Origin of the sequence: Vreelandella vilamensis (genome assembly GCF_031451755.1) — a bacterium.
Lineage (GTDB): Bacteria > Pseudomonadota > Gammaproteobacteria > Pseudomonadales > Halomonadaceae > Vreelandella > Vreelandella vilamensis.
Genome location: NZ_JARWAN010000007.1, coordinates 123810 through 136299, shown reverse-complemented (window position 1 = coordinate 136299; position 12490 = coordinate 123810). Strand labels below are relative to the sequence as shown.

10 protein-coding genes are annotated in these 12490 nt (G+C 53.7%); 5 read left to right on the top strand and 5 right to left on the bottom strand.

All coding sequences use genetic code 11. From position 1 onward, the window contains the following. Positions 1–537: 537 nt before the first annotated feature. The 3 genes from QC823_RS06515 to ahpC form a co-directional block, all read right to left on the bottom strand. The gene (locus QC823_RS06515) at positions 538–732 is read right to left on the bottom strand and encodes a hypothetical protein (protein WP_309655544.1); all 195 of its coding nucleotides are present in this window, start codon (positions 730–732) and stop codon (positions 538–540) included. A 247-nt stretch (positions 733–979) separates the two neighbouring features. Further along, the gene (gene ahpF, locus QC823_RS06510; RefSeq protein ID WP_309655543.1) at positions 980–2536 is read right to left on the bottom strand and encodes an alkyl hydroperoxide reductase subunit F; all 1557 of its coding nucleotides are present in this window, start codon (positions 2534–2536) and stop codon (positions 980–982) included. A 190-nt stretch (positions 2537–2726) separates the two neighbouring features. Continuing rightward, entirely contained in the window at positions 2727–3290 is a 564-nt protein-coding gene (gene ahpC / locus QC823_RS06505; protein ID WP_309655542.1) for an alkyl hydroperoxide reductase subunit C, read from the bottom strand. A gap of 281 nt (positions 3291–3571) precedes the next feature. Here ahpC and QC823_RS06500 point away from each other — a divergent pair, with 281 nt between their 5' ends. The 5 genes from QC823_RS06500 (at position 3572) to QC823_RS06480 (ending at position 8188) form a co-directional block, all read left to right on the top strand. Beyond that, a complete protein-coding gene (locus tag QC823_RS06500; RefSeq protein ID WP_309655541.1) occupies positions 3572–4675 on the top strand; it encodes a polyamine ABC transporter substrate-binding protein in 1104 nt (367 codons plus the stop codon). 92 nt (positions 4676–4767) lie between these two features. Further along, positions 4768–5907 (top strand): ABC transporter ATP-binding protein, encoded by a 1140-nt coding sequence (locus QC823_RS06495; RefSeq protein ID WP_309655540.1) that lies wholly within the window; start codon positions 4768–4770, stop codon positions 5905–5907. Between the two features lie 15 nt (positions 5908–5922). After that, complete coding sequence (locus tag QC823_RS06490; RefSeq protein WP_309655539.1) at positions 5923–6834, top strand: ABC transporter permease subunit; 912 nt, start codon at positions 5923–5925, stop codon at positions 6832–6834. Continuing rightward, positions 6831–7676: an ABC transporter permease subunit gene (locus tag QC823_RS06485; protein ID WP_422823603.1), complete on the top strand. Its 846-nt coding sequence runs from the start codon at positions 6831–6833 to the stop codon at positions 7674–7676. Before QC823_RS06490 ends, QC823_RS06485 begins: the two co-directional genes overlap by 4 nt. An 86-nt stretch (positions 7677–7762) precedes the next feature. Beyond that, a complete protein-coding gene (locus tag QC823_RS06480) occupies positions 7763–8188 on the top strand; it encodes a DUF3617 domain-containing protein (protein WP_309655537.1) in 426 nt (141 codons plus the stop codon). 22 nt (positions 8189–8210) lie between these two features. Here the strand turns inward: QC823_RS06480 and QC823_RS06475 are convergent, their stop codons facing one another. After that, positions 8211–11324 (bottom strand): efflux RND transporter permease subunit, encoded by a 3114-nt coding sequence (locus tag QC823_RS06475; RefSeq protein WP_309655536.1) that lies wholly within the window; start codon positions 11322–11324, stop codon positions 8211–8213. Next, positions 11324–12418, bottom strand: a complete 1095-nt coding sequence (locus tag QC823_RS06470) for an efflux RND transporter periplasmic adaptor subunit (protein WP_422823602.1) — start codon at positions 12416–12418, stop codon at positions 11324–11326. The genes QC823_RS06475 and QC823_RS06470 overlap by 1 nt, the downstream gene beginning before the upstream one ends. Positions 12419–12490 lie beyond the last annotated feature (72 nt).

Sequence of the window (12490 nt, the reverse complement as noted above, 5' to 3'; positions counted from 1 at the left end):
CTTACTTAGGTCTGGACTTCAATCGCATAAAATCCCGACCCGACTTTGACGAGATGTGCCACTACGGCGCTATCGCGTCATGAAACTGTCCGAACCATTGTTCCCAATAAGTTAGCAAGAATCTTTAATGTTGTATTCCTACTTTAGTATTATATTTCATTCAAAAAAATATTCATTCTTTCTGGTCGGCTTGGTAAGCATCCAGTGTCTGGGCAAGTATGTCACGGGCTTATCCGGCATCACCAAAGCCGTTGAGTTTGTTGTTGCCACCATCGGGCAGGTTCTCGTAGACGCGGAAGAAGGCGTTAAGGCGCTCGATATCCATACTCGGCAGGTCGTCCATTTCATCAATATGATCCTGCCCAGTAACAGTGGAGCAGATCTACACGCAACTGGACTCCTCCCAAAACAGCTTGGCTGATTCCAGGTGCGGAGGACACGGTGTACCAGCAGGATCAGCAATTAGAAGTAGCATGACCGTGTTTTCCAACTACCTCGACAGGCACCGGGTTGAGTTCCATGGCTTCCTGGGCCAGCCTATCGATCTGCTTGCGCATGTCGACCGGCTCGCGGCACGGTCACACCTTGAACCAATAGACGCTGCTTCCAAGCTAACAATGACGCCAACGCCAACGCCTGCTCTTCGGCATAATCACTAAACGGCAATTGCCGAGACGAGGCATGGAAGAGATGGTCCAGCCAGAAGGCCTGTGTTGAAGTCATTTCGCTCATGGCGTCCTCCTGTTTATACCAGGGGCCACCAGTGTGCTCAGTGTCGGTCAGTTGCGGTAGATATGGTTGCTGGCTCGCTTACGCAGTTGAATGAAAAAATGGTGCTTCAACCTAGGCGTCTAGCCCACTTAGGTAATGTCCCGGTATCATAAGTACGTTGAATGTTACATAACGGATAAAAAAAACCGCGCGGTGAGCGGGCTGACGTTAAGAACAACGTCTAGGGGAAACATTCAGCGTTAAATAACTAGTGACGAATGAGGTAATCGAAAGCGCCAAGCGAGGCTTTCGCGCCTTCGCCCATGGCGATGACGATCTGCTTGTACGGCACCGTGGTGACATCGCCGGCGGCAAACACGCCGGGCACTGACGTCATGCCGTGAGCGTCGACAATAATCTCACCGCGCGGGGTCATTTCTATCAGCGAGCCTTTGAGCCATTCGGTATTGGGCACGAGGCCGATCTGTACAAAGATACCTTCTAGCGTGACGTGTTTGATGTCATCGTTGGTGCGGTCTTTGTAGCGTAGGCCGTTAACGCGACTCCCGTCGCCGGTGACCTCGGTCGTCTGGGCGTTGAGGATGATGTCGACGTTCGGCAGCGTCTTAAGTTTTTTCTGCAGTACCGCATCGGCGCGCATTTCGCCCATGAATTCAATCAGGGTGACGTGCCCGACGATACCCGCCAAATCAATGGCCGCTTCCACGCCAGAGTTGCCGCCGCCGATAACGGCCACGTGCTTGCCTTTGAACAACGGGCCGTCGCAGTGCGGGCAGTATGCGACACCTTTGTTACGGTATTCTTGTTCGCCGGGTACGTTCATTTCCCGCCAACGGGCGCCGGTGGCGAGTACGAGTGTTTTGCTCTTGAGCGTGGCGCCCGACTCAAAGGTAATTTGATGCAGCCCGCCTTCGTGCTCCGCCGGGGTAAACGTCACGGCGCGCTGCAGGTTTATCACATCGACGTCGTAGTCTTTGACGTGTTCTTCCATCGCGGAAACCATTTTCGGGCCTTCGGTCTTTGTCATCGAGATAAAGTTCTCGATGCCCATGGTATCCGAGACTTGGCCGCCAAAGCGTTCAGCGGCAACGCCGGTGTTGATGCCTTTGCGCGCCGAGTAAATCGCGGCCGCCGCGCCTGCCGGTCCGCCGCCGACAATAAGCGTATCGAATGCGGCTTTTTCGCTCATCGCCTTGGCATCGCGCTCGGCGGCACCGGTGTCTACCTTGGCCAGGATTTGTCCCAAGGTCATGCGGCCTTGATCAAACGGTTGACCGTTCAAGAAGATGCTCGGTACCGACATGACCTCGCGGCTTTCTACTTCGTCTTTAAATAGCGCGCCATCGATCGCCACGTGGCGAATTTTCGGGTTGAAAATGGCCAGTAAATTAAGCGCTTGCACCACGTCAGGGCAGTTTTGGCACGATAGCGAGTAGTAGGTTTCAAACTGCATCTCGCCATCGAGGGCTTTAATCTGCTCAAGCGCGTCATCGGAGACTTTCGGCGGATGGCCGCCTACCTGCAGCAGAGCGAGTACCAGCGAGGTAAACTCATGCCCCATGGGGATGCCGGCGAATACCACGCCGGTTTCTTCGCCGGGACGATTGATCGCAAACGACGGTGTACGCGTGTCTTGGCCGTCGGTTGAGAGGGAAATCTTATCGGAAAGGCCGTTGATGTCTTCAAGAAGGCCCAGTAGTTCGCGTGACTTGTCACCGTCATCGAGGGACGCAACGATCTCGAACGGTTGAGTCACTTTCTCCAGATAAGCTTTCAACTGATTTTTTAGATTAGCGTCCAGCATGACAGTGCTTTCCTCGCAAATGGCAAAGATTAAAAAATATCGACGTGGGGTAAAACACGAATTCCAAAGAAGACACCCGGGGGGAGCCCCGGGTGTTTCGCAAAGCCAGCCAATCGGCGTCTCAAAAATGAATATCTCAAAATTGAGCAGGGCTTTGTCGTACTGTGAGGCTAGCTAAGGCCGTTGTACCTTAGATTTTACCTACTAGATCGAGAGACGGTGCGAGGGTCGCTTCGCCTTCTTCCCACTTAGCCGGGCATACTTCGTTCGGGTTAGCGCGAACGTATTGTGCGGCTTTCACTTTGCGCAGCAGCTCTTCGGCATTGCGGCCGATGTTGCCAGCATTGATTTCGACGATCTGAACTTTGCCATCCGGGTCAACCACGAAAGTGCCGCGCTCTGCCAAGCCGTCTTCTTCGATCAGCACTTCAAAGTTACGCGAAATGGTCAGCGTCGGATCGGCAATCATCGGGAACTGTAGCTTACTGATGGTCTCAGAGCTGTCGTGCCATGCTTTGTGGGTAAAATGGGTGTCGGTTGAAACGCTGTAAATTTCAACGCCCATTTTCTTGAATTCTGCGTAATAGTCGGCTAAGTCGCCAAGCTCAGTGGGGCAAACAAAGGTAAAATCGGCCGGATAAAAGAAGAAGATTGACCACTGACCCTTCAAATTGTCGCTGGTGACATCCACGAATTCGCCATTGTGATAGGCAGTGGCTTTAAATGGCTTAACTTCAGTGTTGATAAGGGACATTCAGTTTATCTCCTAGTGATTGAAATATTTGATGACTTAAAGATTGTCATATCTTAGTCGTAGATGCTGCGCTGCGAAAATTAATAATAGCCATGTAATCGATAGGGTGAAGCTATGATACACAGCGCAAGTGGCGTCTTATGCGCCGTTACGTATTGGTAGGTGGGGATAAGCCTAGCGAAAAGCAACATTTTGTTCGCTTTAACTTGCGATGGACGACCCTGCACCGCAAAATTTAACCGCCAAAGAAAACGCGAAAAAGTCAACCAGGAGGTTTTTTGATGGGGAATCTGCACAAACTTTCCGCGGCCGTTGTGGCCGTCTCATTGGCCACAGCGGCGGCGACTGTTCACGCTGAAGAAGTCCGAGTGTATAACTGGTCAGACTATATCGCCCCCGAGACGCTCGATACGTTCACTGAGCGCACTGGCATTGAGGTGGTTTATGATGTGTTTGATAGCAACGAGGTCCTTGATGCCGCACTGCTTTCCGGGCGCTCTGGCTATGACGTCGTGGTGCCTTCTACCTACTATTTGACGCGTCAAATCAAAGCCGGCGTTTATCAAGAATTAGATCACGACTTATTGCCCAATTTGGATAATTTGGATGACGTTCTGTTGGAAAATCTGGATGTCGTTGATGAGGGTAACCGTTACTCAGTGCCGTATATGTGGGGCAGCAATGGGATAGGCTATAACGCCGACCGTGTGAAGGAAATTTTAGGCGATGACGCGCCGGTCGATAGCTGGGCATTACTGTTTGACCCGGAAATTACCGGGAAGCTAAACGAAGCGGGTTGTGGTCTTTCGATGTTGGATTCCGCCGCTGAGATGATAACGCCTGCATTGGCGTATCTTGGTTTGGACCCGCACAGTAATGATACCGAAGACCTTCAAGCGGCGGGGGGTTTGCTTGCCGCTGTCCGCGATGACATGACTTACTTCCATTCATCGCGCTATGTGTCTGACTTGGCCAATGGGGATATTTGCGTTGCCGCCGGGTATTCAGGCGATGTGTTTCAGGCGGCTGATCGTGCTGAAGACGCGGGGCGTGATTTCACCGTGGCGTATACGATTCCCAAAGAAGGTGCCGAGCTTTGGTTTGATATGATGGCGGTGCCAGCGGATGCACCCAACCCCGAAAACGCCCATGCTTTCATTAACTTTATTCTGGACCCTGAAATCGCCGCTGGAATCACTGAATACGTAAATTATGCTAACCCCAACGCGGCGGCGGACGCGTATTTGCCTGACGATATCTTAAATGATCGTGCTATTTATCCAACCGACGCGGTGATGGAAAATCTGTATGTGGTAGCCGAGAAGCCGCAAGACGTACAGCGTACTCGGACTCGCATTTGGAATCGGGTAAAATCAGGGCGCTAAGTTTTTTGATCTCAAAGACAGCGGGCCTTTAAGGCCCGCTGTTTGTCTTTTGTCGTCTCGCGCTTGCGAGCAGCCTACCGAGGGGAGTGCGAATGGCTTCAACCCCTGCTTTGAGCACGTCAGGGAAAACGCCGCGTTTTGGTGAAGATATTGTGCTGGAAGTGAAGCATCTGACGAAGCGCTTTGATGATGCCGTCGCGGTAGATGATGTCAATCTTCAGGTTAAACGTGGCGAGATATTTGCTCTGCTAGGCGGTTCCGGTTCGGGAAAGTCAACACTCCTGCGTATGCTTGCCGGGTTTGAAACGCCTAGCGAAGGGAGCATTGTGCTCGACGGTCGCCATATTACTCAGATGCCGCCGCATAAGCGCCCCATCAACATGATGTTTCAATCTTACGCGCTATTTCCCCATTTGAGCGTGGCGCAAAATATCGCGTTTGGCTTGAAGCAGGACCGCTTATCAAAAGATGAGATTGACGCGCGCGTGGCACACATGCTCAAGCTGGTACACATGCAACGCTTTGCTAAACGCAAGCCTCATCAACTGTCCGGTGGACAGCAACAGCGGGTGGCGTTGGCGCGCTCGTTGGCTAAACGTCCCAAACTTTTGCTCCTTGATGAGCCCATGGGCGCGCTGGATAAAAAGCTGCGCACCGAGATGCAACTTGAAGTGGTGGAAATTGTTGAGCAGGTTGGCGTGACCTGCATCATGGTCACCCACGATCAAGAAGAAGCAATGACGATGGCGGACCGAGTGGCGATCATGGCCGATGGTTGGATTGAGCAGATTGGCTCGCCGGTAGATGTCTATGAAAGCCCGGTTAGCCGAATGGTGGCCGAGTTCGTTGGTACGGTGAACCTGTTTGAAGGCGAGGTTACCGAAGATGGCGCGAGCCATTGTCGGATTGCGTCGCCGATGTTGGCGCGACCCATTTATATTGATCATGGCGTTACCACTCAGGCCGATGAGCGCTGGGTGTGGGTTGCGCTGCGCCCTGAAAAGGTATGGCTGACCCGTGATAAGCCCAGCGGCGAGTGTAACTGGGAGCAAGGTGAGGTGGAGGATATTGCCTATCTGGGTGGCTTTTCGCTTTATTACATTCGCACCTCTTTTGGGCAGCTGATCAAAGTCAGCATGGCCAATACTGAGCGGCGAGGTGATCGGCCGACCTGGGGGGAGGCGGTTTATGTCTATTGGGAAGACCACAGTGTTGTCGTGCTTAATCATTAGGGAAGAGGGCGCCGGATGAGGCAAGGTCAAGTGACGGCATGGATCAAGCGCTTGCGGCTAGGACGGCGAGCGGTCATCGCGTTCCCATTGGTATGGCTTTCGCTGTTCTTTCTGCTGCCGTTTGCGCTGGTGCTCAAAATCAGTTTTTCCGAGGCGGCGATTAGCGTGCCCCCCTACGGTCCGCTTGTGGAGTACGCCAACCAAACGCTGCATGTTTTTCTCAACGTGAGCAATTATCTCTTTTTGCTCAGTGATTCTTACTACGTCGCGGCGTATTGGGGGTCCATTAAAATCGCGTTTACGGCAACGCTTGTGTGTCTGTTGCTTGGCTACCCAATGGCATATGCCATGGCACGTGCCCCCCAACGCTGGCAGCTGGTGTTGTTGCTGTTAGTGATGCTGCCGTCGTGGACGTCGTTTTTGATCCGCATTTACGCGTGGATGGGCATTCTGGGTAATAGTGGTTTGATCAACAATGCGTTGCTGTGGATGGGGCTAATTGATTCACCTCTACGCATGATGAACACCCAGTTTGCGGTGATCATCGGCATCGTTTATGCCTACCTGCCGTTTATGGTGTTACCGCTTTACGCGCACTTGGCGCGCTTGGATTACGCCCTGTTAGAGGCAGCGTCAGACCTTGGTTCGCGGCGTTTTAATACGTTCATAAAAGTCACGCTGCCGCTCTCAACGGGGGGCATTATCGCCGGCTCAATGCTGGTGTTTATTCCAGCGGTGGGGGAGTTTGTGATTCCTGAGCTCTTAGGCGGGCCGGATACGTTGATGATTGGGAAAGTATTATGGGATGAATTTTTTCAAAATCGTGATTGGCCTGTGGCGTCGGCGTTAGCAATGGTCATGCTGCTTTTATTGTTGATTCCGATTGTGTGGTTTCACCGTTATCAATCGAAGGCAATGGAGAAATGATGGCCAGTCGCCGCGTTAACTTTTCCACCGTCATACTGGTGTTGGGGCTGTTGTTTCTCTATCTGCCCATGGTAGTGCTGGTGGTGTATTCGTTTAACGTCTCTGAGCTTGTGACCGTGTGGGCGGGGTTTTCGCCTAAGTGGTACGCGGCGCTTTTTGATGACCAGCAGATTCTCTCAGCGGTGTGGACGAGCCTGCGCGTTGCCTTTTTCTCTGCCAGCATGGCAGTGTGTTTGGGCACGATAGCGGCTTTTGTGATGACGCGCTTTGGCCACTTTCGTGGCAAGACCGCGCTTTCAAGCATGGTGACGGCGCCGCTCGTGATGCCGGAGGTGATCACGGGGTTATCGCTTTTGCTGCTGTTCGTGCAGATGGCCCAGTTAATTGGCTGGCCAACGGATCGCGGTATGGCGACGATCTGGATCGCCCACACTACCTTTTGTAGCGCCTATGTCGCGGTGGTTGTGGCGGCGCGGCTACGCGAGGTGGACCGCTCCATTGAAGAGGCAGCAATGGATTTGGGCTCGCCACCGATGAAAACGTTTTTTGCCGTTACGTTGCCGGTGATTTCCCCGGCGCTGGCAGCGGGTTGGCTGTTAGCGTTTACGCTGTCGCTGGACGATCTTGTGATCGCGAGCTTTGTTTCTGGGCCGGGGGCTAACACCTTGCCGATGGTGGTGTTTTCATCGGTGCGCATGGGCGTTTCGCCAAAGATCAATGCGTTAGCCACGCTTATTATACTCACCGTGTCACTGGCCACGTTTATCGCGTGGTATCTGATGCGTCGCAATGAGAACAAACGCCGCACAACGCTAGAGGCGGATGCGCAAGACGCCGCATAAACGAAAGCACCAAGGCGAACCGGACATCTGAGCGTTGAATCGGTTAGCATAATGTCATTCATCCATAGCCAATAGAGAGAATAACCATGATTGTACGCCCGTTAGCCATTGCGGCTGTTTTCGTTCTGCCGCTGGCTGCTCAGGCCGAAACTCCCAATTTGACCCCGGGTGATTGGGAATTTGTCAGCGTAACGAGCATTGATGCTGATATGGAGATTCCTGATCAAACGGATACGGATCGCCAGTGTATTACGCAAGAAGAGCTAGATAGCGCTGATTTTGGCTTCATTGAAGAGGAAGAGGGCTGCGAGCTACTCAACCAGGACGTCAGTGCCGATGGCCTCTCTTACAGCATGGTATGTCGAGCCGATGGCGGTGAGGCGAATATCAACGGCGAGATGCGCTTCATGGGCGAGCGTGTCGAAGGCAATGTGGAAATTTTCACCCAGTCACCGATGGGCGAAATGAACATGAATACCCGTATTGAAGGCGAGCGCATAGGCGACTGCTAAGCGCCCGCCGCACGATGTGTGGTTAGCGATCTTCCGGGGCGTGTTCCAGTTCGCGCTCAAGGCGGGCTTTGACAGCGCCAGGGGAGCCTGTGCGGCGAGCGAGTAAATCGTACGCTACCGGTACCACAAAGAGCGTGAAAAGCGTCGCCACGCCAACACCTGCCATAATGACCGTGCCGATCACCAAGCGGGATTCGGCACCGGGGCCGCTAGAAACCACTAACGGAATGGCGCCTGCCATGGTGGTCACCGCCGTCATCAAAATCGGGCGCAAGCGAGTGACCGCCGCTTCCACCAGTGCATCGTGAAAAGCAACACCTTGATCGCGTAGCTGATTGGCAAACTCCACGATTAAGATCCCGTTTTTGGCTGCAAGCCCCACCAGCATCACCAGCCCCACTTGGCTGTAGATATTCAGTGATTGCCCGGTGAGATAAAGGGCAAGCAGCGCACCGCTTATTGCCAATGGCACTGTCAGCATGATCACAAACGGATGCACGAAGCTCTCAAATTGTGCGGCCAGCACCAGAAATACCACCAAAACCCCTAACCCTAATAAAAAGGTCGTCGCCCCACTGGCTTCTTGGTAATCACGCGAGGCGCCTTTCACGTCCGTTTGCACTTCGGCAGGCAGAATTTGATTGACCGTATCGTTTAAGTACTCCAATGCCTCTCCTAGCGCGTAGCCATCGGCCAAGTCAGCTTCAATGGTCACTGCGCGCAGGCGGTTAAAGCGGTTGAGGGTACTGGGGCCAGCGAAGTCGGTCATGGTGACCAAGCTTGCTAATGGAATCAGCGCATTTGAGCGTGCCGAGCGTACCTGAATGTTTTCCAGTGCCCGTGGGCTTGGGTGAGCTCCTGATTCTCCTTCTAAAATCACGTCGTATTCTTGCCCATTGTCCACGTAGCGGGTCACGCTGCGACCCCCAAGGAGGGTTTCCAACGTACGGCCAATTTCGCTGATGGTCACGCCTAGGGCAGCCGCGCGGGTGTAGTCAATATCTACTCGTAACTGCGGCTGGTTTTCTTCAAAGTCACTTTCTAACCCAGTCAAACGTGGATTGTCATTTTCAATATGCTCGATGAGGGTATCGCGCCATTCGGCGAGCTGGTCATAAGTGCCGCCGCCAAGCACAAACTGCACGGGTTTTTGGGTTCGCCCACCAAAGCCCTGACGCATAACCGGAAACGCGCGTATGCCAGGAAGGTCGCTTAAGGTTTGGCGAACTTCCTGCATAATCGGCCAGGCACTGCGGCGGCTGCCCCAGTCCGCTAGGTTAACGATGACAAAGCCGCCATTAAAATTTTCAATATTCCCCCAGCCGCGTGGCGCGCGCACTACCACACGTTCGATTTCGCCTTTTTCGACCATTGGCATGAGTCGCGCTTCTATTTCATCCATGTAGTCGAGCATGTAACTGTAGGTCGCGCCGGGCGGGCCGTTGACGATCACAAAAAAGTTACCGCGATCTTCCTGTGGCGTGTACTCATTGGGCAGTTCGGTATTGAGCCATACGATGGTGCCGATCAACGCGAAAAAAAGCATCGCCACCAATAAACGCAGCGCTAACACGCGCTCTAATAGGCGCCGGTAAGCGTTTCGCGTCACCGTTAGCGCGGCTTTTACCCCATGAGCGATATGACCGTCGTGCATGTCCGCTTTTAGAATTTTCGACGCCATCATCGGGGTTAGCGTCAGCGCGAGTAAGCTTGAAAGTGCCACGGCGGCGGCAAGTGTCAACGCAAATTCAGAAAACAGGCGGCCAATGTCGCCTTGTAAAAAGCTTAAGGGAACAAACACGGCAATGAGCACGAGCGTGGTGGCGATGACGGCAAAGGCAATTTGGCGCGCACCACGGAATGCGGCGACCAGCGGTGATTCACCGTGCTCTTGCATGCGTCGGTGAATATTTTCCAACACCACAATGGCATCATCCACGATTAAACCAATGGCGAGCACCAGCGCGAGCAGGGTTAATAAATTGATCGTGAAGCCCATCAGTGCAAGCGCCGCGAATGCGCCGATGAGGGCAATAGGCACCGTTACCGCTGGAATTAACGTGGTTCGAATATTGCCTAAAAAAAGAAATATCACCACGACGACCAGGCTCATCGAGACAAAGAGGGTGATCACCACTTCTTTGATCGCGCCGGAAACGAATACCGAGGAATCAAAGTTCATGCTAAGCGTCATGTCATCCGGCAGCGTGTTCTGTAAACGCTGCATCTCGGCTTGAGCGCCTTGTGAAATTTCCAGCACGTTGGCAGTGGATTGCTTCATCAGCCCCAGTCCTACCATCGGTATGCCGTTACCGCGAAAAATGGTGCGTTCCTCGACCGAGCCGATTTCCACGCGGGCGACGTCATCCAGGCGAATTAGATAGCCATTGTCGCTTTGCGCCAATACCAAAGCGCGAAAGTCCTCGGGGGTGCTGAAGTTTCGAGGGAGGCGCACGATAAACTGCCGCTCGCGGGATTCAATAGCGCCACCAGGCAGCTCCACGTTTTCCTCGCGCAAAACGCGTTCTACGTCGCCGGCGGTGAGTTCGCGGGCGGCCAGTGCGTTTGCATCGAGCCATACGCGCATGGCGTATTCACGGCCGCCGCCCACGCGGACTTGGGCAACGCCTGGCAATACCGATAGGCGATCCACTAAATAGCGGTCGGCGTAGTCGGTCAGTTCCGCCATGCTGTAGTTTTCGCCTGAGAGACTCAGCCATAGCACCACATCAGAGCTGGAATCGGCTTTTTGTACTTCCGGGGGGTCGGCCTCTTCGGGCAAGTTGTCAAGCGAGCCGGAAATACGATCGCGGATATCGTTTGCGGCCGCATCGATATCCATATCCAGGCTGAATTCGACGTTGATGCTGGAGCGACCGTCTTCGCTGCTTGATGAGATTACCTCGATCCCTTCGACCCCGGAAATACGGTCTTCTAATAATTGTGTAATACGCGTCTCCACAATACTGGCTGAGGCACCGGGGTAGCGCGTATCGATTCCCACGATGGGAGGATCAATCGAGGGGTACTCTTGCAGCGGTAAACGTTCAAGGGCAAGCAAGCCAAAGGCGACAATTAATGCGGCTAATACGGTTGCGAGCACCGGGCGCTGAATTGAAATATCCGATAAACGCATCAGCGACTTTCCTGGCGTATTAATTCAGAGACGCTGGTATCGTCGTCTAGCACGCCAAGTAACTCAGGCGTTTGGCCTTCACGTACGCGTTCGGTGCCGTGGGCGACGACTAGATCGCCGTGATCAAGTCCGGAAAGAATCTCCACTTCGCCTTCGCGTCGCGAGCCGAGGGTGACCTCTCGCCATACGACGCGATGATTATCCGAAGCGTCCAAGTACCACACAAAGTGATATTGCCCCTCGGGCATGATCGCTGACTCGGGTACCACGAGCGTTTCGCGCGGCGTCGGTGCAAGCGTGACCTGCATTAGCATGCCAGGGCGTAAGCGGAACGAGGGATTATCGACTTCCGCGCGCACAGTGACACTGCGGGAGACAGGGTCAACGCGGGTACTGACGGTTGCGACCTCGCCTTCAAAGGTGTCATTCGGGTACGCAGCGCTGGTGGCGGTAAGGGCAAGCCCAGGTGAAAGTTGACCGAGATGCACTTCTGGTAAGTTGAAATCGAGCTGCATCACATCCAGCTTATCCAGCGTAACCAGCTCCATGCCGGGCGTGACTAACGCGCCTAAACTAATATTGCGAAAGCCGACACGGCCGCTGAAGGGGGCTTGCAGGCGGTAGTTAGCCAATCGAGCTTCCAATGCTTCGGCCTCGGCGGTGGCCTGACGTAGACGCGCTTGATTATCCTCAACGTCAGCACGGGCTGAAAGGTTGCGCGCTTGCAGCTGGGTAACGCGGTTAAGGGCATTGCGACGCTCATCTTCGTGGGCTCGGGCGGCACGAAGCTGGGCCCGCTCTTCCGTATCATTAAGCTGGATCAGTCGTTGTCCCGCTTCAACAAGTTCACCATCACGAAAATTAATCTCTGTCACGGTGTCAGTGACTGTGGCAGAAAGCGTAACGCTCTCGTCGGCACGCAATGTACCGAGCGCCTCGATGGGGTCTGACCAGGGCTTTACTTCGGCGTTTGCCGCAATCACGGGCGGAGGCGATTGTGCCCACGCGGCGCTAGCGTGCATAACAGCAACATTGACTAACGAGAAGGTGAGCGTAAGCGTTAATAGCCAAGCGTAACGATAGGATTGCGTCATGTGCATCTCTGCGGGTAACGGTAAAGTCGTCTGCTGGGTCGTTAATTAGTTATACAAAAGCTATATGATTTT